Here is a 26,008-nt window from a genome sequence, read left to right as displayed (position 1 = left end):
TCCCGCTGGGAAGGCTTTTTATTTGCAACTGATGCGGATGTAATAACTATGAGAAGTTCATACTACTACTATCAATAAGTGAAAGGAGCTAGAATATGTTTGAAAATAACGAAAGATTACATTCTGATGAAGCGCCTCAGCAGCCTAATAAAAATGAAGAAAGCAAGGGCGGAATATTAGATAAAATTCAACAATTAGGACAGACCAACGTGGCTCAGCTTCCTCAGGATTCTAATATTCACTGTTTAACGATTGTAGGACAAATCGAAGGGCACATGCAGCTGCCTCCTCAAAACAAAACGACAAAATATGAGCATGTCATCCCGCAAATTGTGGCGATCGAACAAAATCCAAAAATTGAAGGATTGCTTATTATCTTGAATACAGTAGGTGGAGATGTAGAAGCCGGTCTTGCAATTGCTGAAATGATTGCTTCATTATCCAAGCCCTCTGTGTCCATTGTGTTAGGGGGCGGACATTCAATCGGTGTTCCAATTGCAGTTTCAACTGATTATTCGTATATTGCCGGTACAGCGACCATGACCATTCATCCTATTCGCTTAACGGGTCTTGTTATTGGTGTACCGCAAACATTTGAATACTTAGATAAAATGCAAGAGCGCGTGATTAACTTTGTGAGAGAACACTCTCATATTTCAGAAGAAAAGTTTAAAGAACTTATGTTTTCAAAAGGGAACTTAACGCGTGATATCGGGACAAATGTAGTTGGCGGAGATGCTGTTTCATACGGGTTAATTAACGAAGTAGGCGGAGTTGCTCAAGCGATCAAAAAGTTGAATGAATTGATTGAGCAAGGACGTCAGAATGAGGAGCAGCTGCTGCAATGATTTTGTATACAATGATGCCGCAAGAACTAATCTTTCAGCAGTCTTATCAACAAGAACAATCTCAGCCAAAGCTTATTAGCCATAATGGAATCCCGGTTATTGTTGAAGAAAATGAACAAAAGCAACAGCAAATTGTGAGGATTTTAAGTACGAATCCTCAAGATTATTTGAATGAAAATTATTATCCTGGTCAAATTTTGTCGTAAGGATTTCAGTATAATTATGGTGAATATGGTATAATGAATATGATGAAGAAGGCAGCCGCTGTATTGGCTGCTTTTTTATTCAACTGATAAAAGAAACAAAATCAACATAGAGTGTTGGACGTTGATTGGAGTGGAAAAATGGCAAAGAAAAAACGAAGAGGTCAAATAAAAAAGGATGAATGGAAACGCATATTGCGCTTTGAGCTTATTGGCTTATTTTTATTAGCATTAACACTAATTGCCATGGCAGGACTTGGTGCTGTAGGACAGGCCCTTGTACTAGTGGTCCGCTTATTTATTGGCGAATGGTATATGCTGTGTTTAATCGGAATGGCTATTCTATCTGTTTATATTATTTGGAAAAGAGAAATGCCTCCTTTAGTGACGCGGCAGCTTATTGGTACATATCTCATTATTTTATCTATTTTACTGTTTAGTCATGTTACGTTATTTGAAAATTTATCAAAAAACGGAACGTTTACAGATCCGTCTGTCATTATGAACACGTGGGATTTGTATATGCTCGAAGCAACGGGCCAATCGAATCACAGTGATTTAGGCGGAGGGATGATAGGAGCTATTATGTTTGCTATGTTCTACTATCTATTTGATAGCTTAGGAACAGAACTTATCGCTGCCTTGCTTATTGTGATTGGGGTACTGCTTATTACCGGACGTTCGCTTCACGAAACGGTATTAAAACTTTTGTCACCTCTAGTGAATTTTTTAACAACGGAGTTAAAAGAAGGTTGGCAAGATATTCAGACGTGGAAACATAAAAAGAAAAAAGCTTCCAAAACAACAAAAAAGAGACGCCAAGAAAAAGCTGTTCAAGAACCTGAAGAAAGCATGGACATAGAAGTAGAAGCACCTTCGCCTCCAATTATTGAACACTTTGACTACGGAGAGGAAGAGTCTAGTCAACCTCCTGCTGCTCCTATGACTCCAGTGCCGCCGGTTGTGGAAGCGAAGCCTGTAGCTGCTGCACCGCAACAGCCAAGGCCGCAAAAGGAACAGGAAGAAGAAAAAGCTCCTATGATTACATTTACTGAAACGGAAAATAAAGAGTATGAGCTTCCTCCTATCAAGCTATTAACGATGCCAAAGAAAAGCAACCAGGCAAAAGAGCATAAAAACATTTATAAAAATGCCGAAAAACTTGAAAAAACGTTTCAAAGTTTCGGCGTAAAAGCAAAAGTGGCAAAAGTTCACCTTGGACCAGCTGTTACAAAATATGAAGTATATCCTGATGTAGGAGTAAAAGTAAGTAAGATTGTTAATTTAAGTGATGATCTAGCACTTGCATTAGCTGCCAAAGATATTCGGATTGAAGCTCCAATTCCCGGGAAATCAGCGGTAGGAATTGAAGTGCCGAATGAAGAAGTAGCGATGGTTTCACTTAGAGAAGTACTTGAAGCAACTGAAAATAACCGACCGGATAAAAAGCTATTAGTTGGTTTAGGAAGAGATATTTCAGGCGAAGCGGTGCTAGCAGAGCTTAATAAAATGCCTCATATGCTTGTAGCAGGGGCAACAGGAAGCGGAAAAAGTGTGTGTATCAACGGTATTATTATTAGTATTTTAATGAGAACAAAGCCTCATGAAGTAAAATTAATGATGATCGACCCTAAAATGGTTGAGCTCAATATGTACAATGGTATTCCGCATTTATTGGCTCCTGTTGTAACGGATCCGAAAAAAGCTTCTCAAGCCTTAAAGAAAGTTGTAAATGAAATGGAGCGACGTTATGAGCTGTTTTCACACAGCGGAACGAGAAACATTGAAGGATATAACGATTTAGTAAAACGTATGAATGACGATGGAGACGCGGATGCAAAACAGCCGACTCTTCCTTATATTGTGGTGATTGTCGATGAGTTGGCTGACTTGATGATGGTTGCTTCATCTGATGTCGAAGATTCGATCACACGTCTTGCTCAAATGGCTCGTGCTGCCGGCATTCATTTGATTATTGCTACACAGCGACCATCAGTAGATGTTATTACGGGAGTTATTAAAGCTAACATTCCTTCCCGAATCGCTTTTAGTGTATCTTCACAAACTGACTCTCGTACGATCTTAGATATGGGAGGAGCTGAAAAGCTTCTAGGAAGAGGAGATATGCTGTTCATGCCTGTTGGAGCTTCAAAACCTGTACGTGTGCAAGGTGCCTTTTTATCAGATGAAGAAGTAGAAGAGATTGTTGATTTTGTAATTGCACAGCAAAAAGCGCAGTATCAAGAAGAAATGATTCCAACCGATGCTCCTGAACAAGTTGATGATTTTGCAGATGAGCTATATGACGAAGCGGTACAGCTTGTAGCAGAAATGCAAACAGCTTCTGTTTCTATGCTGCAGCGACGCTTTCGAATTGGCTATAACCGGGCTGCACGCTTAATCGATGCAATGGAAGAGCGTGGAGTGGTGGGACCTTATGAAGGAAGTAAGCCGCGTTCCGTCCTGATTTCTCAGCAAAATGAGGATGTTGGATCTTAATAATGTTACTAGAAAAGATGACTTGCGTATGTGCAAGTCATCTTTTTTATGAAACGAAAGAGAGGAATAATAGTATCATACAAAAATATGTCATGCTAAATAAATGAAATAAAAACGAATATTAAAAAATTTAATGACTAAAATGTTTGGTTTTTATCTAATATTAGAAGAAAAGCAGGTTGTTAGGTATGCTGACATTAAAAAATAACAAAAATTCATTTTTTTAAAAAAATATTAAAAATTTTAATAAAAAATTAATATAACCTATTTATTTATCTGTCGAAAAATGATATATTATTTTCGATTAAGTAGTCGAACATCAGAGGTCTGATGACTTTTTAATATGGAGGAAGAGTGATGTCTATACGTGCGGATAATCGGCACTTGTATTTACAAGTGATTGATAAAATTAAACAAAATATAGAAAAAGGAATTTTTAAAGAAAAGGAAAGACTCCCTTCAGAGTTTGATTTATCAAAGCAGCTAGGGGTTAGCCGCGCAACGCTACGTGAGGCACTTCGCATATTAGAAGAAGAGAATATTATTGTTCGCAGACACGGCGTGGGAACATTTGTCAACACGAAGCCTACTTTTTTGTCAGGGATTGAACAATTAAATAGTATAACACATATGATCGAACAAGCCGGTATGAAGGCTGGAACAATCTTCTTATCTTCTCAAATACAAGAGTTGTCTGAAAATGATTTAGCACGTTTTGCATGCGGGGAAGACGAACAGATTTTATTTGTTGAACGGGTGAGAACGGCAAACGGAGAGCCGGTTGTATATTGCATGGACAAGGTTCCTCAAAGAATATTGCCTGAAAATTTCGAATATAAACAAGAGTCTTTGCTAGAAATTCTTGAAAAACAAGCAGGAAAGCACATTGCATACGCCGTGGCAAACATTGAGCCTCTTGGCTATCATGAAAAAGTTTCTCCTATTTTACAATGCGAGCCAGAAACCGCTTTGCTTGTACTGAAACAAATGCATTATGACCAGCATGATGAACCCATTTTATATTCCATCAATTATTTTAAAGCAGATCAATTCAGTTTCCAAGTACTGCGTAAACGCGTCTAGTTTTTTTGTAGTTAAATGTCAGAAAATTTCCAACTGTTTAACATTGTCCTTTTAAGGAGGTGTCAAATGTAGGTCACAAGGACGAAATAGAAAATTGGCTTTATACTTTTAAAACTATTCAGGGGGTTAAAACATGTTAAAACGTAAAACGGGACTTGCATTATCACTAGTATTAGCGGCAGGAACACTTTTAAGTGCGTGTGGCTCAGACGACGCAGGTAAGAGCGGCGGAGATAAAAAAGCGGCGGATTTTAAAGTGGGAATGGTAACAGATACGGGCGGGGTAGATGATAAATCGTTTAACCAATCTGCTTGGGAAGGTCTGACAAAGTTTGGGAAAGATAACGGACTTGATGAAGGGACTGGATATAAGTATTTGCAGTCTACAAAAGCGTCTGAATACGAGAGCAATCTTTCTAAATTTGCTGAGAGTGGCTACAACTTGACGTATGGAATTGGCTTTTTGTTAAAAGAAGATATTAAAAAAGCAGCAAAGCAGTATCCAGCCGCTAACTTTGCATTAGTAGACGATACGCTAAAGTCAGAGAACTTAGATAACGTGGCAAGCATTCTATTTAAAGAAGAGCAAGGCTCTTTCTTAGTAGGTGTAGTGGCAGCTAAACAAACGAAAACAAACAAAATCGGCTTTATCGGAGGCGTTGAATCTCCATTAATCAAGAAGTTTGAAAACGGATTTAAAGCAGGTGTTAAATCTGTAAACCCAGATGCTGAAGTTATCTCTCAATACGCAGAAAGTTTTAACTCTCCAGAAAAAGGTTCGGCTATTGCTTCTACTATTTACAGCAAAGGCGCTGATATTATTTATCAAGCGGCTGGCGGTACTGGAAACGGCGTATTTACAGAAGCTAAAAACCGTTCAAAAGGCGGGAAAGACAAAAAGGTTTGGGTAATTGGAGTTGACCGCGATCAGCATGAAGAAGGTATGCCTGAAAACGTAACGTTAACTTCGATGGTTAAACGCGTTGACTTGGCTGTAGAAGATGTTGCTAAAAAAGCAATGGACGACAAATTCCCAGGTGGTAAAGAAGTTGTGTTTGGCTTAAAAGAAGACGGAGTAGGAATTGCTCCATCACAAGATAATGTAAGCAAAGATGCGTTAAAAGCAGTTGATGAGTATAAGCAAAAAATTCTAGACGGTGACATTACAGTGCCTCAAACGGATAAAGAATTTAAAGAGTTTGAAAAAACGCTTAAAAAATAAGCTGACGTCTGTTAAGCAATGATTATATGAGTATAAAAGGCTAGTGAAAACTAGCCTTTTTCATAGCCAAAAAACCGAAGACAGAATCCTGTAACAGGCAGGAATAGGGAGTGAAAGCAGTGGAATATGTTATTGAAATGCTAGATATTCGCAAAGAGTTTCCCGGTATTGTCGCTAATGACAATATTACACTCCAAGTGAAAAAGGGAGAAATTCATGCTTTGTTAGGAGAAAATGGTGCGGGTAAGTCAACGCTGATGAACGTTTTATTTGGACTTTATCAGCCTGAAAAAGGGCAGATTCGTGTAAACGGCCAAGAAGTCAAAATCACGGACCCTAACGTAGCGAACGACTTAGGGATTGGGATGGTTCATCAGCATTTTATGCTCGTTCAAAACTTTACAGTAACAGAAAATATTATTCTTGGGAACGAACCGACGCGAACGGGGAAAATCAACATTAAAAAAGCAGCTCAAGATATTCAAGAGCTTTCAAATCAATATGGATTATCGGTAGATCCATATGCGAAGATTCAAGATATCTCAGTTGGCATGCAGCAACGAGTGGAAATTTTAAAGACGCTTTACAGAGGAGCCGATATTCTTATTTTTGATGAACCTACTGCTGCCTTAACACCTCAAGAAATTACGGAATTAATTCAAATTATGAAAAAATTAATTCAAGAAGGAAAGTCAATTATTTTAATTACGCATAAATTAAAAGAAATTATGTCAGTGTGCGACCGCTGTACAATTATTCGAAAAGGTGTCGGAGTTGGCACGGTAAATGTGCAAGAAACGAACCCTGATGAACTTGCTGCTTTAATGGTAGGAAGAGAAGTTCATTTTAAAACTGAAAAGAAAACAGCGACTCCAAAAGAAGCTGTGTTAACAATAAAGGAATTAGTAGTAGAAGACAGCCGAGGAGTAGAGGCTGTAAGTTCACTTAATCTAAGCGTTCGAGCAGGCGAAATTGTAGGCATCGCGGGTGTAGATGGGAATGGTCAAACAGAGCTGATTGAGGCAATTACGGGTCTGAGAAAAATAAAGTCGGGTTCGATCACATTAAAACATCAAGAACTGTCTACGTTATCCACTCGTAAAATTACGGAGTCAGGAATAGGACATATTCCGCAGGATCGTCATAAGCACGGACTGGTATTAGATTATACAATTGGTGAAAATATCGGTCTTCAAACGTATTATCAAAAGCCGATGTCTAAATCAGGTATTTTGAATTATAAAGAGATGTATAAAAAGGCAAAAGAGTTAATTGCAGAATATGATGTGCGAACGCCTAGTGAATATACGCAAGCGCGATCGCTATCGGGCGGAAATCAGCAAAAAGCCATTATTGCCCGTGAAGTAGACCGCAGTCCGGAACTATTAATTGCAGCTCAGCCAACGAGGGGGCTGGATGTAGGAGCCATTGAATTTATTCATAAAAAGCTGATTGAAGAACGAGATAAAGGACGGGCAGTGCTGCTCGTTTCGCTAGAACTGGATGAAGTAATAAATTTAAGCGATCGCATTGCGGTTATTTATGAAGGGAAAATAGTTGACATTGTAGATTCAAAAGAAACGAATGAACAAGAGTTAGGCTTATTAATGGCAGGCGGTACGCGTGAGAAAGCGGGTGGAACAGCATGAATAAACTTGTGAAAAATGAACGTGTAATGATGATTTTGATCCCTGTTGTATCGGCCATATTAGGACTCATTGCCGGAGCGGTTATTATGTTACTAGGCGGCTATGATCCAATGCTTGGCTATCAATCTCTTTTTGACGGGATGTTTGGAACGCCAAAAGCCATTGGCGAAACGATTCGTGCCATGACTCCTCTTGCTCTGGCTGGTATTGCGGTTGCGTTTGCTTATAAAACCGGTCTCTTTAACATTGGAGTAGAAGGACAGCTTTTAGTTGGCTGGTTGGCTTCAGTATGGGTTGGGTATGCGTTTGATTTACCAGCAGTCATTCATATTCCTTTAGCTGTATTAGCAGCAGCTGCAGCTGGAGCAGTTTGGGCGTTTATTCCAGGATTTTTGAAAGCAAAATTTCATGTTCATGAAGTAATTGTTTCCATTATGATGAACTATATTGCTCTTTATACAACGAGCAGCTTAATCCGTACGTATTTATATGCGGGTAATGAAAAATCGTATGATATTAAAGAATCGGCATCTTTAGCATCAAGCTTTTTAGCACAGTTAACCAATAACTCTCGCCTTCATTACGGCATTCTTATTACCATCGCTGCAGCCGTCGTAATGTGGTTTATTTTGAATAAAACAGCTAAGGGCTTCGAGCTAAGAGCTGTTGGTTTTAATCAACATGCTTCACAGTATGCAGGAATGAATGTAGGCCGAAACATTGTTTTATCCATGGCGATTTCAGGCGCTTTTGCCGGGCTTGCCGGGGCAATGGAAGGGCTTGGAACATTTCAGTATATGGGCACATTCACTGCGTTTACGGGTACGGGGTTTGACGGTATCGCCGTAGCCCTTTTAGGAGCTAACAGCGCAATTGGAATTTTATTAGCTTCATTCTTTTTCGGAGGAATGCAAACGGCGGCTCCTCAAATGAACTTTATGACAGGTGTACCGTCTGAATTAATTCAAATTGTCATTGCGCTTATTATCTTTTTTGTTGCATCTAGTTATTTAATTCGCTGGGTGCTTGGCCGTGCAGGCAAGGGGGGAGCAAAATGAACTTCTTAGAGGTGTTAGCCATTATTATTCCAGCGGCGCTTTATTCAGCTGCACCGCTTATCTTTACCGCGCTCGGAGGGATATTTAGTGAACGTTCCGGGGTCGTGAACATCGGATTAGAAGGGCTGATGATGTTTGGCGCGTTCACAGGTATTGTTTCAACCCTTTTACTTCAGGATTCATTAGGTGCTTGGGCCCCGTGGGTAGCGATAGTAATTGCGGCTGTTGTTTGCGCTGTGTTTTCGCTGATTCATGCTGTTGCAAGTATTACATTAAAAGCAGATCAAACTGTAAGTGGTGTAGCGCTGAATTTTCTAGCTGCGGGTCTTTCAATCTTTTTAATCAAAAAGATTTTTGGGAAAGGACAAACAGATTTTATCCAATTCCGTATCGATAAAGTAAGTATTCCAGGTCTATCAGACATTCCAGTAATCGGCAAAATTTTGTTTTCGAATGTTCCTATTACGTCTTATATTGCAATTGCGCTAGCTTTTGCTGTATGGTACATCATTTATAAAACGCCGTTTGGTCTTCGTCTTCGTTCAGTTGGTGAACACCCAATGGCAGCAGACACGATGGGGATCAAAGTTGTGAGAATGCGGTACGTTGGCGTTATGATTTCCGGCATGTTCGCTGGAATCGGCGGAGCGGTGTATGCTACGTCTATCGCTACAAACTTTGCAGCGGGAACGATTGCTGGACAAGGGTTCCTTGCTATTGCAGCTATGATTTTTGGAAAATGGCATCCTATTGGTGCTTTAGGTGCAGCGATGTTTTTCGGATTAGCACAGTCTTTGAGTATCACGGGAGCTCAGATTCCGGTTATTCAAGATATCCCATCCGTCCTTTTAACCATTGCACCGTACGTATTAACAATCTTAGCACTCACTGGTTTTGTAGGACGTGCCGAGGCTCCTAAAGCGCTAGGCGTTCCTTATGAAAAAGGCCGCCGCTAATAAATCCTCTATACGAGGTCTAACAATGACTAAAGTTGGATAAATATAGAAGGTGGAGACAAAGAAATCATATTCTTTTCTCCGCCTTTTTTTCATTGAGAGAAAGAATATGAAAAGAAATGAGGAAGCGCGCGGCAAGTTACTTGAAAATGTTTCCTTGAATTCGATATAGTGGTTATAAGACTAAAATTAGCGTTAAAGATTCAAAATAGAAGTATTGTCTAGTTAATACATCAAAATTTAAAAGGAGGTTTATATATGAAATTATTGACTGAACAAAAACATGAACTAGAAGGATTGACTGTTCATACCATTCAAACAGCTAAGTACAAAACAAACACGTTCATTTTAAAACTAAATGCCCCTTTAGATAAGAAAACGGTGACAATGCGTGCCCTTTTACCTTATGTGCTTCAAAGCGCTACCGAGTCGCTGCCGTCTACGACAAAGCTTCGTACATATTTAGATGAGCTTTATGGTGCTACTTTACAAGTAGACTTAACAAAAAAAGGTGATAACCACGATATTACGGTTCGCATTGATATAGCGAATGAAAAATATTTGAAAGATTCAACTCCGCTTTTGCAAAAAGCGTTAGCGCTTCTTGGCGATATTTTATTAAAGCCAGCAGTTGAAGGGGACTCTTTTTTAAAGGATATTATGACAAAAGAAAAGCGTTCGCTTCGTCAGAGAATTCAAGCCGTATTTGATGATAAAATGCGCTATGCTAATTTAAGACTAGTCGAAGAAATGTGTAAGGAAGAACCTTACTCTTTACATGTAAACGGTCAAATTGACGACGTGGAAGAAATTACAGGTGAAAGTTTGTACGCCTATTATCAGCAGGTGTTAAAAGAAGATGCCATTCACCTTTATGCTATTGGAGATTTGCAAGTCGAAGAGGTTTTACAAACAGTAAAAGAAACATTTACTTTACCAAAGCGCGAGCAAAAAGACATTGAAGATTCTATTACCTCTAAAGATATCTCAAAAGTAAATGAAGTAGTGGAAAAACAAGAAGTAAAACAAGGGAAATTAAATATTGGCTACCGCACAAATGTTGTATACGGAGATAGACAGTATTTTGCTCTGCAAGTATTTAACGGTATATTCGGAGGTTTCTCACATTCTAAGCTATTTATCAATGTGCGTGAAAAAGCAAGCTTAGCCTATTATGCCGCTTCAAGGGTAGAAAGTCATAAGGGATTACTGATGGTCATGTCGGGTATTGATGCTAAAAATTACGACCAAGCCGTTACCATTATTAAAGAACAAATGCAGGAGATGAAGCAAGGGTCGTTCACAGACGGCGAAATCGCTCAAACAAAAGCCGTCATTCACAATCAGCTGCTTGAAACGGTGGATACTCCACGGGGACTAGTAGAGGTTATGTATCATAATGAATTAACAGGCAAAGACATTTCAATTGACGAATACTTAAAGCATATTGATGCGGTATCTAAGCAGGAAATTATTAAAGTGGCTGAGAAAATTGAAATGGATACAATTTATTTCTTAACAGGAACGGGCGGTGAAGAAAATGGAGAAAATTGAATTCTCGCAGCTTCAGGAACAGCTGTATCATGAAAAAATGGACAATGGGCTGCAGGTATATATTTTGCCAAAGCCGGAGTTTAACAAAACGTTTGCTACCTTTACAACGAACTATGGATCGATTGACAATCAATTCGTACCGCTAAATGAAAATGAAATGACAAAAGTTCCGGACGGAATCGCACACTTTTTAGAGCATAAATTATTTGAAAAAGAAGACGGGGATGTCTTTCAGCAGTTTAGTAAACAAGGTGCTTCGGCCAATGCATTTACTTCTTTTACGCGCACAGCTTATTTATTCAGCTGTACGTCAAATTTTGAAGAAAATCTTGAAACATTAGTGGATTTTGTACAAGAGCCGTACTTCTCAGAAAAAACGGTCGAAAAAGAAAAAGGCATTATCGGTCAAGAAATTACAATGTATGACGACAATCCGGACTGGCGCTTGTATTTTGGCACCATTCAAAATATGTACAAAAACCACCCTGTTAAAATTGATATTGCCGGCACGATTGAATCGATTTCACATATTAATAAAGATTTGCTGTATACATGCTATGAAACGTTCTACCATCCAAGCAACATGCTGTTGTTCATTGTAGGTCCTGTTGATGCGGAAAAGGTAATGAAGCAAGTTCGAGACAATCAGCAGAAAAAAGATTATAAAGAAATCTCTGACATACAGCGTCATTTTGACGAAGAGCCTGAAACGGTGGATCAAGAAAAACAAGTACTAAAAATGCCGGTGCAGTCTTCTAAATGTATGGTGGGTCTAAAAGCGAAAAATCCGCAGCGTTCAGGTGGAGAAATGCTTAAATATGAGTTAGCAATGAATATTATTTTAGATTACGCATTTGGAAAAAGTTCTTCGTACTATGAGGAGTTATATGCAGACGGGCTCATTGATGAAACATTTGCTTATGATTATACGGAGGAAAGAGGATTTGGTTTTGCTCTTATCGGAGGAGATACGGACCAACCCGAACAGCTGTATGATCGAGTTAAACAAATTTTACTTGAAATGAAAACAAAATCACTAACAGAAGAAGAGCTTGAGCGTATCCGTAAAAAGAAAATCGGCGGATTTTTACGTTCATTAAACTCACCTGAGTTTATTGCTAATCAGTTTACACGCTATGCATTTAATGATATGAATTTATTTGATATTGTTGAAACGCTGGAAAAACTGAAGGTGAACGAAATAAAAGATGTGCTAAACGAGATTATTGATGAAAAGAACTTTACGGTTTGTGAAGTAGTACCTAAATAAAGATGATTGTTGCCAAAAAAGCTGATGTTCATCAGCTTTTTTGCATGTAAAGGAGAGAAGGTTATGGAGAAATTTGCCCTTGTGACAGGTGCAAGCGGAGGAATTGGCACAGCGATTGCTAAGCAATTGGCTGAGGAAGGATATTCGCTTATTTTGCATTACCATCAACGAAGAGACAGAATAGAGGCGCTTGCACATGAGCTTGCGGAAAAGGTAAAAACCGTGTTTACGGTACAAGCGGATTTATCATGCAAAGAGGGAGTGGAGAAGTTTTTAGAGGAAATTATTGTTCCGGTAGAGGTTATTATTCATAACAGCGGACGAAGCGTTAGCGGGTTAATGACAGATACTCCGGCAAAAGAAACTGAAGAAATGATCTATCTTCACATCACGGCGCCCTTTGTTATTACCAAAGCTTTATTACCTAAAATGATTAGTGCTAAAAGCGGACAAATCATCATGATTTCTTCCATTTGGGGACTTACAGGAGCTTCATTTGAAGTCCTTTATTCCATGGTAAAAGGTGCACAAAATACGTTTGTAAAAGCTTTGGCAAAAGAGGTTGCACTAAGTGGGATTCGAGTAAATGGAGTTGCGCCCGGAGCGATTGAAACGGATATGATGGCTAGCTATTCAAAAGAAGAGGTTAAAGAGCTGGCTGAAGAGATCCCTTTAGGAAGAATAGGATATCCAAAAGAAGTGGCAGATGCCGTTTCATATTTAATATCTTCACGAGCTTCCTACATAACGGGACAAATATTATCGGTTAATGGCGGTTGGTACATATAAAGTGTGCATAAAATCAAAAACACGGTACAAACTATGATATGAATAAACCTTAAGGAGGGCTACTCATGTCAGTATTAGAAAACTGGGATAGCTGGAAAGATTTTTTAGGCGACCGTTTACATCATGCGCAAAACGAAGGAATGCAAGAGGAAGTTATTCATGATCTTGCTTATCAAATTGGTGGATATTTAGCAAACCAAGTTGATGCAAAAAATGATCAAGAGCGAATTTTAGCAGACCTTTGGAGCGTTGCTTCTAAAGAAGAGCAGCATGCGATTGCGAGCAGCATGGTGAAATTAGTTCAAAATAACGGATCAGTAAAATAAGTTATCGTTTCTAAAAAGGAGCTAATTCACCGCGTGTGAAAGCTCCTTTTTTCTTAGAATTAAATAGTACAAATAAATAAGCGCTTACATACATAACAAATGTAGAACTACTTGTCTTTAGGGTTTATAATATAATGGAAATCATTTATAGTTAAACTAGGTGAAAAAAAGGGGGCACCTCTCGAAGGCCAGCCAAGAAATGGGAGGGGTTTGATGGAGAAAATTGAGTGGTATTTAGAATATCAAATACAAAAAAATCGTCCGGGTCTTTTAGGTGATATTTCATCGCTTCTTGGAATGTTGTCAATTAACATTGTCACAATTAATGGAGTGGATGATATTCGCCGTGGGTTATTGCTGCGCTGTGATTCACATGAGCAAATAGACAGGCTTGAATCTATTTTGAAAACAATGGATAATATCATTGTGACAAAAATGAGACCGCCTAAATTGCGTGATAAGTTAGCAGTGCGTCACGGTCGCTATATTCAGCGGGACGCAGATGATAAAAAGACGTTCCGTTTCGTAAGAGATGAATTAGGTTTGCTCGTAGATTTTATGGCGGAACTGTTTAAACAAGACGGTCATAAGCTTATCGGCATTCGAGGTATGCCGCGAGTAGGCAAAACCGAATCCATTGTAGCAGCTAGCGTATGCGCGAACAAAAGGTGGCTTTTTGTGTCTTCTACACTCTTAAAACAAACGATTCGCAGTCAGCTTATTGCTGACGAATACAACGCTGATAATATTTTTATTATTGACGGGATTGTATCGACAAAACGAGCGAATGAAAAGCACTGGCAGCTTGTTCGAGAAGTAATGAATGTACCCGCGACAAAAATTGTGGAGCATCCGGATGTATTTGTACAAAATACCGAGTATTCGTTAGATGATTTTGCCTACATTATTGAAATAAGAAACGACCCCAATGAGAAAATTACATATGAAATAATGGAAGGTCCTCAAATGTTTCAAGACGGTGGATTATCGATGTTTGATTTTTAGCATAATTGGTAGGTGTTAGCATTGACAGAGTTAGGACAAAGGTTAAGACAAGAACGAGAAAGCAAAGGATTGTCGTTAGAGGATTTACAAAAACTAACGAAAATTCAAAAACGCTATTTACTTGGCATTGAAGAAGGCAATTATGAGGTTATGCCTGGGAAATTTTACGTACGAGCGTTTATTAAGCAATACTGCGAAGCAATTGGGTTGGACACAGATGCTATTTTTGAAGAATACAAATCAGACATTCCTTCAACTCAAACAGAAGACATGCCGCAGCAGCTTTCGCGCGTTCGCAGCCGCAAAGAAATTCCTCAGCATACAAAAGGAGTTTCAAAAGCATATGACTACCTTCCAACTGTTCTAGTGGTGGCGGGAGTTGTAGTTGTTGGGATTATTATTTGGGTAATCGCTCAAAATATCGTCTCGGATAAAAACAAGGAGCAGGCTAACCAAGAAGCTCCAAACAGCGAAGTTCAGCAGTCTAACACGCAGGAAGAAACGAATGAAACTACTGCAAAAAATGACAATAGCAAGTCAGAAGATGAACAAAGTGCTGCTGATAAGAAAGAACAAGAAAAAGAAAAAGAAAAAGCTGAAAAAGAAAAAGCCGCAAAAGAAAAAGCGGAAAAAGAAAAGAAAGACAGCGGTAAACAAGAATACAAGGAAGTTCAAAAAACAGGCAGAAGTGCTACGTATGCTCTTTCCGGTACAGATGCATTTAATCTAGAAGTAACATCCACTCAAGCAGATACTTGGTTAGATGTGAAAAATGGAAAAGGAAATGCTTTCTTTAGCTCCATTCTAAAAAAAGGTGAAACAAAAGAATTTGATTTGACGAAAGAAACTGAAGCACGTGTCAACATCGGTTATTCACCTGGAGTAGAGTTAAAAGTAAATGGAAAAGCGGTTGACTTGCCGTTTGATTCATCCAAGCAAGTTCGACAAGTTGTAACGATTCAATATCAGCCGGCAGAAGCACAGTAAACAGCCTGTTTTAAAAAGTGATCAGGGTGTAAATAAAGATAATATGTGAATTAATTACTCATTCACGCTATAATAAAACCAAAGCCGTGCAAACAACTTCGTTTGCACGCTTTCAGTTTGTAACAGTAATTGGAGGCAGAAGAAGTGAATTTACCAAACAAGATTACCATTTCGCGAATTTTTCTAATTCCCGTATTCCTCATTTTTATGATGGTGCCGCTACCATTCGGTACAGTGGAGGCAGCAGGAAAAGAAATTCCAATCGCTCACCTATTAGGGGCAGCATTATTTATTATTGCATCTACAACAGACTGGATAGACGGATACTATGCTCGAAAGTACGATTTAGTCACGAACTTGGGCAAATTTTTAGATCCACTAGCAGACAAGCTATTGGTTTCAGCTGCGCTTGTAGCTATTGTTGACTTAGATTTAATTGCAGGTGCAGGATGGGCTGCTATCATCATTATTAGCCGTGAATTTGCTATCACAGGTTTAAGACTTGTACTAGCAGGGGAAGGGGAAGTTGTAGCAGCAAATATGTTAGGTAAAATTAAAACATGGACTCAAATTTTAGCTATCTCAGCTATTCTGTTGTATAACTTGCCTTTTGAATGGGTTTCCATTCCATTTGCTAGCGTAATGCTTTGGATCTCAGTGATTTTTACGGTTATTTCAGGCTGGGACTACTTTGCTAAAAACAAACAGGCTTTTGTTAACTCAAAATAAGTAAGATGGAGATGATATGATGAACGCTGAAATTATTGGAGTCGGCTCTGAGCTGCTGCTTGGACAAATTGCCAATACAAACGCTCAGTATTTATCGAAAAAATTAGCCGAACTTGGAATTAATGTTTACTATCATACGGTAGTAGGAGATAATGCACAGCGCTTAAAAGAAGTGATTGCTACAGCTCAAACGCGTGCGGAGTTAATTATTTTCACAGGCGGGCTTGGTCCTACAAAAGATGATTTAACAAAAGAAACAATTGCGAGTGTGCTAGGAGTAGAGCTGACAACAAATGCAGAAGCGCTTGAAAGCATTGAAGCCTATTTCAAACAGTCAAATCGTATCATGACACCTAACAATAAAAAACAGGCAATTGTGCTAGAAGGTTCGGCAGTGCTCCCAAACGATTACGGAATGGCTCCAGGTATGGGGCTTACAGTAGAGGGAAAACACTATATGCTATTTCCAGGGCCTCCAAAAGAGCTTTATCCAATGTATGAATCGTATGGCCAAGAATTTTTAGCTCAAAAGCTTGAATTAAAAGAAAGTATTGAATCACGCGTTCTTCGCTTTTTCGGAATAGGAGAATCGCAGCTTGAGACGGAAATTGAAGATTTGCTTGATGCACAAACCAACCCGACGATTGCGCCGCTAGCAGGAGATGGGGAAGTGACGCTTCGCTTAACTGCTAAGCACGCTGATGCTGCTGAAGCACAGCGCATGTTAGACGAAGTGGAAAAAACCATTTCAGAGCGCGTAGGCGAGTATTTATATGGATACGAGGCAACTTCTTTACATAATGAATTGGTAAAAGAATTAACGGCACAAGGATTAACGATTGCTTCAGCCGAAAGTTTAACCGGCGGTTTATTCAGCGAACGTTTAACAACTGTTTCAGGTGCTGGAGAAGTTGTAAAAGGCAGCCTGGTCGCCTATCATTATGAAATCAAGCAAAATATTCTCGGAGTGAGCGAACACACGTTGAATCAGTACGGAGCCGTTAGCGAGCAGTGCGCGGCTGAAATGGCTCAGCGTATTCAACAGTTATACAAAACGGATATTGGCATCGGGTTTACAGGTGTAGCTGGGCCCTCCAAACAAGAAGGACATCCTGTAGGAACAGTATATATAGGGGTAGCCTATAAAGATCAAGCTCCTCAAGTTTACAGCCTGCAGCTATCCGGAAGCCGCCAGGGGATTCGTTCACGAACGGTTAATTATGGCTGTCATTACGTATTAAAGATGATAAAGAAATAAAGAAAAAAGGCTGTTTGGTTTTTCCAAAACAGCCTTTTTTTTATAAAATAATAAACGAACATTTATTCGCTTTTTGCTTGTCAAACGACTCAAAAACTAGTATAGTAAGTTATAGAAAGTTGTTAATTCGACATTGCTACTACATCGTAGTAAGTTTGCAGTTTATAGATGATTTCAAAGAGATAGAGGAGGAAATTGAGTGAACGATCGTCAAGCAGCCCTTGATATGGCTTTAAAACAAATTGAAAAGCAATTTGGTAAAGGTTCAATTATGAAACTAGGTGAACAAACGGAAAAAAGAATTTCTACGATTCCAAGTGGTTCATTAGCGTTAGATATAGCTTTAGGTGTAGGTGGATATCCACGTGGACGTGTAGTTGAAGTATACGGTCCAGAAAGCTCAGGTAAAACAACAGTTGCTCTTCATGCGATTGCAGAAGTTCAACAGCAGGGCGGACAGGCTGCATTTATCGATGCGGAGCACGCGTTAGATCCTGTATATGCTCAAAAATTAGGTGTGAATATTGATGAGCTATTATTATCTCAGCCTGATACGGGAGAACAAGCTTTAGAAATCGCTGAAGCTTTAGTTCGAAGCGGTGCAGTAGATATTATTGTTGTTGACTCAGTAGCAGCATTAGTGCCAAAAGCGGAAATTGAAGGAGAAATGGGAGACTCTCACGTGGGTCTACAAGCTCGTTTAATGTCTCAAGCATTGCGTAAACTATCTGGAGCTATCAACAAGTCTAAAACAATCGCTATCTTTATTAACCAAATTCGTGAAAAAGTCGGCGTTATGTTTGGTAACCCTGAAACAACTCCTGGTGGACGTGCGCTTAAATTCTATTCTTCAGTGCGTCTAGAAGTGCGTCGTGCAGAGCAGTTAAAGCAAGGAAACGATATTGTAGGTAACAAAACAAGAATTAAAGTTGTGAAAAACAAAGTAGCTCCGCCTTTCCGTGCTGCTGAAGTAGACATTATGTACGGAGAAGGTATTTCAAAAGAGGGCGAAATTTTGGATATCGCTTCTGAACTAGATATTGTTCAAAAAAGTGGATCTTGGTATTCATATAATGACGAGCGTCTAGGTCAAGGTCGTGAAAATGCAAAACAATTCTTAAAAGAAAATACTGATATTCGTCAGGAAATTGCCGGACAAGTGCGTGAACATCATGGTTTAGATCAAGATGGAGAGCCAGCTCCTGAGGATGACGATCAAGGCGATTTAAATATTTAATTTGCTGCGAGATAAAAAAAGACTCCTCTATTTCAAAGAAGGGGTCTTTTTTTTGTAAAAATTGTTAATGCTAGAAAAGTAACATACGAAATTTCAATATATACTGTAGAGGCAGGCTTGACAATAAAAATGCACAGATTTACAATTAAGATGTATATTTTCCCTTTTTAAAACATTTTAGCGTTTAAAAGCCTTTGTGTGTATATTGAAAGGTGAATACGATGTACATGCCGACATGAAATTTAAAACTTACAAGTTTATAGCAAGGGGAGGTGAAATGATGGATACTAATACAATCATCTTCGCTTTGCTTGGCCTAATCGTCGGTGCAGTTGTTGGCTTTTTTGTTTGTAAATCGATTGCTGAAGCTAAAATTGCGGGAGCAAAGTCTAGTGCAGAACAAATTATTGATGAAGGAACCCGCGAGGCGGAAGCTTTGAAAAAAGAAGCTTTACTAGAAGCGAAGGATGAAATCCATCAGCTTCGTACAGAGGCAGAACAAGATATTCGTGATCGTCGAGCAGAACTTCAAAAACAAGAAAATCGATTAATGCAAAAAGAGGAAAATCTTGATCGTAAAGACGAATCACTTGATAAACGTGAAGCGTTACTTGAAAAGAAAGATGATTCTCTTACTGTTAAACAACAGCATATTGAAGAGATGGAAAGCAAAGTTGAAGAAGTAGTACGTGCACAGCAAACAGAGCTAGAGCGCATTTCAAGCTTAACAAGAGAAGATGCAAGAGCGATTATTTTAGATCGTGTTGAAAATGAACTTTCCCACGACATTGCAATAATGGTAAAAGAAACAGAAAACCGTGCAAAAGAAGACGCCGATAAAAAGGCGAAAGAAATTCTTTCACTTGCTATTCAGCGTTGCGCAGCAGATCATGTTGCTGAAACGACTGTCTCAGTTGTTAACTTGCCAAATGACGAAATGAAAGGCCGAATTATCGGTCGAGAAGGTCGAAACATCCGTACGCTTGAAACTTTGACAGGAATTGATCTTATTATTGATGATACGCCAGAAGCAGTTATTTTATCAGGATTTGACCCAATTCGTCGTGAGACAGCAAGAATTGCACTTGATAAACTCGTTCAAGATGGTCGTATCCATCCCGCGCGTATTGAAGAAATGGTTGAAAAATCTCGCCGTGAAGTGGACGAATATATTCGTGAAGTTGGTGAACAAACGACGTTTGAAGTCGGTGTTCACGGGTTGCACCCAGACTTGATGAAAATTCTTGGTCGCTTAAAATTCAGAACAAGCTATGGTCAAAATGTGCTGAAACATTCGATGGAAGTAGCGCATTTATCAGGACTTATGGCTGCTGAATTAGGTGAAGATGAAACGTTAGCCAAACGAGCAGGATTGTTACATGATATTGGTAAAGCGATTGATCATGAGGTAGAAGGAAGTCACGTAGAAATCGGTGTTGAATTAGCTACAAAGTATAAAGAACATCCGGTTGTTATTAACGCGATTGCTTCTCACCATGGAGATACAGAACCAACATCAATCATTGCTGTACTAGTTGCAGCAGCGGATGCATTATCTGCTGCAAGACCAGGTGCTCGTAGTGAGACGTTAGAAAACTACATTCGTCGTCTTGAAAAGTTAGAAGAAATTTCAGAGTCTTATGAAGGCGTTGAAAAATCATTTGCGATTCAAGCAGGGCGTGAAGTTCGTATTATGGTGAAACCAGATACGATTGGTGATCTAGAAGCGCATCGACTTGCTCGAGATATCCGAAAACGAATTGAAGATGAGCTGGATTATCCTGGCCACATCAAAGTAACCGTTATTCGTGAAACAAGAGCAGTAGAGTATGCAAAATAAAAATGAAGTGGCGTTTCGCCACTTTATTTTTTTTCGTAGAGATGAAGATGCAGATTAAGAATGAAGTATAGGAGCTTTTACATGAGAATTTTATTTATTGGAGACGTAGTTGGTTCTCCAGGCCGTGAAATGGTTGAAGAATATTTACCAAGATTAAAAAGAAAATACTCTCCGGGACTTACAATTGTGAATGGAGAAAATGCAGCTTCAGGAAAAGGCATTACTGAAAAGATTTATCGTCAGTTCTTGCAAGCAGGGGCTAACATTATTACCCTTGGTAACCACGCGTGGGACAAACGTGAAATTTTTGATTTTATTGACGATGCAAAAAATCTTGTTCGTCCTGCTAATTTTCCTGAAGGTACACCGGGCAAGGGAATTACGTATTTTACGTATAATCAGCTTGAGGTAGCCGTGATTAATTTACAAGGGCGCACGTTTATGGCCCCGCTTGATTGTCCATTTCAAAAAGCAGATGAACTGATTGAAGAAGCACGTCAGCGCACTTCGCTTATTTTTATTGATTTTCATGCTGAAACAACAAGTGAAAAGCAAGCGATTAGCTGGTATGTGGACGGTCGTGTCAGCGCTGTTGTCGGCACTCACACGCACGTTCAAACAGCTGACAATCGTATATTGCCAAAAGGAACAGCTTACATCTCTGACGTAGGAATGACGGGACCATATGACGGCATTTTAGGGATGGAGCGCGAAGCTGTTATTAAGCGTTTTTTAACGTCTCTTCCTGTTCGATTTGAAGTGCCAAAAGAAGGAAGAACGCAGCTTAGTGGAATCGTTATTGATATTGATCAAAAGACGGGGAAAGCAACAAAAACAGAGCGGATTTTAATTAACGAAGACCATCCGTTTTTTGAATAAAGGGAAAAAGTCAATGTGTCGAAAGACGATACGTTGGCTTTTTTATTTTGTCAAAAACGTAAAAAGAAAAAAGAAAGGTGTAGAAATATAAGTTTTTGAATATTTAGGAAAAACAAGCAGGAATACGTTTGACATATCGTGAATATAGTAACATTGAAATCAATTAAGTCATTGGTCTAATGATCTCTCATCATACATTGTAAAGAATAAGGAGGAGCTAGATATGGAAATATTAAAAGTTTCAGCAAAGTCTAATCCAAATTCAGTTGCTGGTGCCTTAGCAGGCGTACTGCGCGAACGCGGCGCAGCAGAAATTCAAGCCATTGGGGCCGGGGCGCTTAATCAAGCAGTAAAAGCTGTAGCAATCGCAAGAGGGTTCGTTGCACCAAGTGGGGTTGATTTAATCTGCATCCCAGCTTTTACAGATATTCAAATTGATGGAGAAGAGCGAACAGCCATTAAATTAATTGTAGAGCCGCGATAATTATAAAAACCACGGACCTGTAAAGCATAGAAGCCAAACAGGTCCTTTTTGTATAGAGTTAAAGGGGTGTGGGTTGTGGTATTTGATGCTCATTGTGATGTATTGATGAAACTCTGGTTAAATAAACGTTTATCTTTTACATATGATTCAGCGCTGCATGTGACGTTAGAAGGAATAAAGAAAGCAAAAGGGAAAGTTCAGCTATTCGCTATTTATATTCCAGAAGCGGTTCCCGCAGCTCAGCGCTTTGATGTTGCGTTAGAAATGATCCAGCTGTTTCAGAGTCATATTTTATCGCTTCCCGATGTGAAATGGGTTCGTTCAAAACGCGATATAGATAGCTTGAAAAAAGGTGAAATAGGAGCAATGCTGACGCTTGAAGGCTGCGATGCCATTGATACAAGTTTAGTTCGCTTAAAGACGCTTTTTTCACTGGGTGTGCGCTCAGTAGGTTTGACATGGAATTACAGCAATGCCGTGTGTGACGGGATTTTAGAACCTCGAGGCGCGGGGTTATCTTCTTTTGGAAGAGAAGTTGTTGAATTGAATAATGAACATAAAGTGTGGACGGATGTCTCTCATTTATCGGTAAGAGGTTTTTGGGATGTGATTGAGCTAGCGCAATATGTAGTGGCTACTCATTCCAATTCGCACGTATTGTGTTCTCATCCCCGGAATTTAAGAGACGATCAAATTCATGCTTTAATAAAGCGAAACGGCGTGATTGGCATTACGTTTGTGCCTGAATTTTTAACGAGTTCTGCCAAAGCACAAATAACGGATGTGATTCGTCATCTTGATTACATGTGTGAAAGGGGAGGCGAATACGCCGTTGGTTTTGGTTCGGACTTTGATGGCATTGACAAAACGGTTCATCGTCTCGGAAGATATGAACAGTATACGAATTTAATCGAAGAACTCCTTAAGCATTACACTGAAGAGCAGGTAAAACGCTTTCTGTTTCAAAACTTTGCTGATCGTGTATGCAGCTAATAAAAAAAGAGCTTTTTCTTCTTGGAAAAGCTCTTTTTTATAGAAATTATTTATATAATAATGCCTCATGTGAAGGCAGAAAAGATCATTAAAAAACTTCATCTTATTCATTAAATATAAATATAATTAAAACGATTGAGAATTCAATGGAAAGGGTTGCATTTTTCTGGCAATCGGAATAAAATTGAAAACGGATTATGGAGCTGCTCAAGCAGAAACGTATCCTGCACAGCGACAAGGTGCTGTGGGAGTTTTGCAGATGATTTTGGTTGGTGAAATGCAGAAGCAAATGAAATCGTTTGCTAATTTACTTTTTTCAGTTTTTATCAATAAAATAGATTTCTATATTATGAGCAATTAAAGGAGTGGCGTTGATTTATGGTACAGCAACTTTCATGGAAAGTTGGCGGACAGCAGGGTGAGGGAATCGAAAGTACGGGAGAAATCTTTTCAACCGCTTTAAATCGATTAGGTTATTACTTATACGGCTATCGTCATTTTTCTTCTCGTATCAAAGGTGGACATACAAATAATAAGATTCGAGTGAGTACAACTCAGGTTCGATCTGTGTCAGATGATTTGGATATTTTAGTTGCGTTCGATCAGGAAACAATCGATGTAAACGTCCATGAGCTGCGCGTAGGAGGCGTTGTAATTGCAGATGCGAAATTCAACCCAAGTCTGCCCGAAACATGTACAACTGCTACGCTATATGCTGTTCCGTTTACGGAAATTGCAACGGAATTAGGAACGTCGCTAATGAAGAACATGGTTGCTGTAGGCGCTTCAAGTGCTGTGCTTCATATTGACACAGAAGTATTTGAAGAAGTAGTGCTTGAAATCTTCGGTAAAAAGGGCCAAAAAGTTGTACAAAAAAACATGGAAGCTATTAAAAAAGGTGCAGATTACATTCGTGAACAGCTAGGCGAACAGTTAGAAACCATGAAACTAAATCCAGCGGATGGTAAAAAACGTATGTTTATGATTGGAAACGATGCGATTGCGCTAGGCGCTTTAGCCGGTGGGGCTCGTTTTATGCCAGCATATCCAATTACCCCTGCTTCGGAAATCATGGAATACTTAATTAAAAAGCTTCCTCAATTCGGTGGAACCGTTATTCAAACAGAAGATGAAATCGCAGCATGTACGATGGCTATCGGAGCTAACTATGCAGGCGTACGTGCGCTGACAGCATCAGCTGGACCTGGCCTATCATTAATGATGGAGTCGATTGGATTAGCGGGCATCACTGAGCAGCCTGTTGTGATTATCGATACGCAGCGCGGCGGTCCAAGTACAGGGCTTCCAACTAAGCAAGAACAGTCTGATTTAATGGCCATGATTTACGGTACGCACGGTGAAATTCCGAAGATTGTCATGGCGCCAAGTACGGTTGAAGAAGCATTCTACGATACGATTGAAGCGTTTAACTTAGCAGAAGAATATCAGTGTCCAGTTATTATGCTAACGGATTTACAGCTTTCACTTGGGAAGCAATCAGTAGAACCGCTTGACTATAACCGCGTTGAAATCCGCCGCGGTAAGCTTCAGCAAGAAGAGCTAGAAGAGCTGGAAGAAAAACAATATTACAAGCGCTACCGCGTAACAGAAGACGGCGTATCACCACGCGTCATTCCAGGAATGAAGCATGGTATTCATCACGTGACGGGAGTAGAACATGATGAGACAGGAAAGCCATCTGAATCTCCGGTGAACCGCGATGATCAAATGAATAAGCGTCTTCGTAAAACAAAAGGAATTCGTTTTAATACGCCAATTCATGTTCACTCTCATGAAAAAGAGTCTGATATTTTATTTGTTGGATTTAATTCGACGCGTGGAGTCATTGAAGAGGCAATGGAACGTTTGGAGCAGGACGGTATAAAAGTAAATCACGCTCACATTCGTTTGATTCATCCTTTCCCAGCTGACGAACTGCTTCCTTACGTGCAAGGAGCTAAAAAAGTAGTCGTCGTTGAAAACAATGCTACTGGACAGCTTGCTAATATTTTAAAAATGAATATTGCAAGTCATGATAAAATTCAAAGCGTATTGAAGTATGATGGAAATCCATTTCTTCCGCAAGAAGTATACGCAAAAAGTAAGGAGATGTTTGTGTTAAATGGCAACGTTTAAAGATTTTCGTAACAGTGTAAAACCTAACTGGTGTCCGGGGTGTGGAGATTTCTCCGTACAAGCAGCTATTCAACGCGCATCTGCTAACGTAGGTTTAGAACCTCATGAGCTTGCTGTTATTTCAGGTATTGGATGTTCTGGACGTATCTCTGGTTATATTAATTCATATGGTTTTCACGGTATTCACGGACGTGCGCTTCCAATCGCTCAAGGTGTAAAAATGGCTAATCGTGACTTAACCGTTATCGCATCTGGCGGTGATGGAGATGGGTTTGCTATCGGTATGGGACACACGGTACATGCGATTCGCCGAAACATCGATGTAACGTATATCGTAATGGATAACCAAATCTACGGTTTAACAAAAGGACAAACATCTCCTCGCAGTGAAGTAGGATTCAAGACAAAAAGTACGCCTGAAGGATCAATCGAGTCGTCTTTATCTGTTATGGAGCTTGCGTTAACTTCTGGAGCAACGTTTGTGGCGCAAAGCTTTTCAACGAATTTAAAAGAGTTAACAAGCTTAATTGAACAAGGCATCCAGCATAAAGGTTTTTCTTTAATTAACGTATTTAGCCCGTGCGTAACGTATAACAAAGTGAACACGTATGATTGGTTTAAAGAAAACCTAACTAGTCTTAGCACAATTGAAGGTTATGATGCAAACAATCGTATGCAAGCTATGCAGACGTTAATGGAGCATAACGGGTTAGTAACAGGGCTTATTTATCAAAATGCGCATCAGCCGTCGTATCAGCAGCTTGTTCATGGTTATAGTGAAGAGCCGCTGTCAAAAGCAGACTTAGGTATGACTGAGGAAAAATTTGATGAGCTAGTAGCTGAATTTATGTAAAAGAGGCTGCAATAAAAGCAGTTTAGTAGAGGGAAAATCCGAACGGTGAACTGAGATTCTTGATGGAGAATCCAACTCGTTCGGATTTTTTCATAGTAATAGCGAACGTAGGTTTCATATAGGTGGTGGCTTCTGGCTGTTGAGTGGAGA

Annotated in this window: 24 protein-coding genes; all 24 read left to right on the top strand. The window is 39.4% G+C overall.

Annotated elements, in window-relative coordinates; all coding sequences use genetic code 11:
• Positions 1-95 precede the first annotated feature (95 nt).
• The 24 genes from LJC66_RS21000 (at position 96) to LJC66_RS20885 (ending at position 25,858) form a co-directional block, all read left to right on the top strand.
• Positions 96-848: a ClpP family protease gene (locus LJC66_RS21000; RefSeq protein ID WP_013058820.1), complete on the top strand. Its 753-nt coding sequence runs from the start codon at positions 96-98 to the stop codon at positions 846-848.
• Positions 845-1,054 (top strand): YlzJ-like family protein, encoded by a 210-nt coding sequence (locus tag LJC66_RS20995; RefSeq protein ID WP_025750284.1) that lies wholly within the window; start codon positions 845-847, stop codon positions 1,052-1,054. Before LJC66_RS21000 ends, LJC66_RS20995 begins: the two co-directional genes overlap by 4 nt.
• Before the next feature lie 138 nt (positions 1,055-1,192).
• Positions 1,193-3,550 carry an FtsK/SpoIIIE family DNA translocase gene (locus LJC66_RS20990; protein WP_230933485.1) on the top strand — a complete coding sequence of 786 codons (2,358 nt, stop codon included), beginning with the start codon at positions 1,193-1,195 and terminating at the stop codon, positions 3,548-3,550.
• 357 nt (positions 3,551-3,907) lie between these two features.
• Positions 3,908-4,633 carry a GntR family transcriptional regulator gene (locus tag LJC66_RS20985; protein WP_230933484.1) on the top strand — a complete coding sequence of 242 codons (726 nt, stop codon included), beginning with the start codon at positions 3,908-3,910 and terminating at the stop codon, positions 4,631-4,633.
• A 133-nt stretch (positions 4,634-4,766) separates the two neighbouring features.
• Positions 4,767-5,855, top strand: a complete 1,089-nt coding sequence (locus tag LJC66_RS20980; protein WP_230933483.1) for a BMP family lipoprotein — start codon at positions 4,767-4,769, stop codon at positions 5,853-5,855.
• 119 nt (positions 5,856-5,974) lie between these two features.
• Positions 5,975-7,504: an ABC transporter ATP-binding protein gene (locus LJC66_RS20975; protein WP_195696001.1), complete on the top strand. Its 1,530-nt coding sequence runs from the start codon at positions 5,975-5,977 to the stop codon at positions 7,502-7,504.
• On the top strand, positions 7,501-8,562 hold the full coding sequence (locus LJC66_RS20970; RefSeq protein ID WP_195696002.1) for an ABC transporter permease: 1,062 nt from the start codon (positions 7,501-7,503) through the stop codon (positions 8,560-8,562). Before LJC66_RS20975 ends, LJC66_RS20970 begins: the two co-directional genes overlap by 4 nt.
• Complete coding sequence (locus LJC66_RS20965) at positions 8,559-9,518, top strand: ABC transporter permease (RefSeq protein ID WP_013084750.1); 960 nt, start codon at positions 8,559-8,561, stop codon at positions 9,516-9,518. Before LJC66_RS20970 ends, LJC66_RS20965 begins: the two co-directional genes overlap by 4 nt.
• 258 nt (positions 9,519-9,776) lie before the next feature.
• Positions 9,777-11,072 (top strand): EF-P 5-aminopentanol modification-associated protein YfmF, encoded by a 1,296-nt coding sequence (gene yfmF, locus LJC66_RS20960; RefSeq protein ID WP_195696003.1) that lies wholly within the window; start codon positions 9,777-9,779, stop codon positions 11,070-11,072.
• A complete protein-coding gene (gene yfmH / locus LJC66_RS20955) occupies positions 11,059-12,342 on the top strand; it encodes an EF-P 5-aminopentanol modification-associated protein YfmH (RefSeq protein WP_025750276.1) in 1,284 nt (427 codons plus the stop codon). The genes yfmF and yfmH overlap by 14 nt, the downstream gene beginning before the upstream one ends.
• A gap of 63 nt (positions 12,343-12,405) precedes the next feature.
• Complete coding sequence (gene ymfI / locus LJC66_RS20950) at positions 12,406-13,131, top strand: elongation factor P 5-aminopentanone reductase (protein ID WP_195696004.1); 726 nt, start codon at positions 12,406-12,408, stop codon at positions 13,129-13,131.
• A gap of 65 nt (positions 13,132-13,196) precedes the next feature.
• Positions 13,197-13,457, top strand: coding sequence for a DUF3243 domain-containing protein (locus LJC66_RS20945; RefSeq protein ID WP_013058809.1), 261 nt, complete (start codon positions 13,197-13,199; stop codon positions 13,455-13,457).
• Between the two features lie 213 nt (positions 13,458-13,670).
• Positions 13,671-14,462: a DUF3388 domain-containing protein gene (locus LJC66_RS20940; protein ID WP_013058808.1), complete on the top strand. Its 792-nt coding sequence runs from the start codon at positions 13,671-13,673 to the stop codon at positions 14,460-14,462.
• 12 nt (positions 14,463-14,474) lie between these two features.
• A complete protein-coding gene (locus LJC66_RS20935; protein ID WP_230933482.1) occupies positions 14,475-15,449 on the top strand; it encodes a helix-turn-helix domain-containing protein in 975 nt (324 codons plus the stop codon).
• Positions 15,450-15,593: 144 nt separating this feature from the next.
• The gene (gene pgsA, locus LJC66_RS20930; protein ID WP_013058806.1) at positions 15,594-16,178 is read left to right on the top strand and encodes a CDP-diacylglycerol--glycerol-3-phosphate 3-phosphatidyltransferase; all 585 of its coding nucleotides are present in this window, start codon (positions 15,594-15,596) and stop codon (positions 16,176-16,178) included.
• Between the two features lie 16 nt (positions 16,179-16,194).
• The gene (locus LJC66_RS20925; protein WP_028410856.1) at positions 16,195-17,436 is read left to right on the top strand and encodes a competence/damage-inducible protein A; all 1,242 of its coding nucleotides are present in this window, start codon (positions 16,195-16,197) and stop codon (positions 17,434-17,436) included.
• A gap of 199 nt (positions 17,437-17,635) precedes the next feature.
• Positions 17,636-18,673: a recombinase RecA gene (recA, locus tag LJC66_RS20920; RefSeq protein ID WP_013058804.1), complete on the top strand. Its 1,038-nt coding sequence runs from the start codon at positions 17,636-17,638 to the stop codon at positions 18,671-18,673.
• A 280-nt stretch (positions 18,674-18,953) separates the two neighbouring features.
• Complete coding sequence (rny, locus tag LJC66_RS20915) at positions 18,954-20,513, top strand: ribonuclease Y (protein ID WP_013058803.1); 1,560 nt, start codon at positions 18,954-18,956, stop codon at positions 20,511-20,513.
• Between the two features lie 81 nt (positions 20,514-20,594).
• Positions 20,595-21,392, top strand: coding sequence for a TIGR00282 family metallophosphoesterase (locus LJC66_RS20910; protein WP_025750269.1), 798 nt, complete (start codon positions 20,595-20,597; stop codon positions 21,390-21,392).
• Positions 21,393-21,615: 223 nt separating this feature from the next.
• Positions 21,616-21,876: a stage V sporulation protein SpoVS gene (gene spoVS, locus LJC66_RS20905; protein WP_003181955.1), complete on the top strand. Its 261-nt coding sequence runs from the start codon at positions 21,616-21,618 to the stop codon at positions 21,874-21,876.
• 75 nt (positions 21,877-21,951) lie between these two features.
• Positions 21,952-22,869, top strand: a complete 918-nt coding sequence (locus LJC66_RS20900; protein ID WP_195696008.1) for a dipeptidase — start codon at positions 21,952-21,954, stop codon at positions 22,867-22,869.
• A 184-nt stretch (positions 22,870-23,053) separates the two neighbouring features.
• Complete coding sequence (locus LJC66_RS20895) at positions 23,054-23,230, top strand: hypothetical protein (protein WP_155660653.1); 177 nt, start codon at positions 23,054-23,056, stop codon at positions 23,228-23,230.
• A 17-nt stretch (positions 23,231-23,247) separates the two neighbouring features.
• Complete coding sequence (locus LJC66_RS20890) at positions 23,248-25,005, top strand: 2-oxoacid:acceptor oxidoreductase subunit alpha (protein ID WP_195696009.1); 1,758 nt, start codon at positions 23,248-23,250, stop codon at positions 25,003-25,005.
• A complete protein-coding gene (locus LJC66_RS20885; RefSeq protein ID WP_013058799.1) occupies positions 24,992-25,858 on the top strand; it encodes a 2-oxoacid:ferredoxin oxidoreductase subunit beta in 867 nt (288 codons plus the stop codon). The genes LJC66_RS20890 and LJC66_RS20885 overlap by 14 nt, the downstream gene beginning before the upstream one ends.
• The last annotated feature ends 150 nt before the right edge of the window (positions 25,859-26,008 follow it).

The organism is Priestia sp. TSO9 (assembly GCF_021029645.1).
Taxonomy (GTDB): domain Bacteria; phylum Bacillota; class Bacilli; order Bacillales; family Bacillaceae_H; genus Priestia; species Priestia megaterium_E.
Note: the sequence above shows the minus strand (reverse complement) of the source record. Positions and strands in the feature narration are given on the sequence as shown.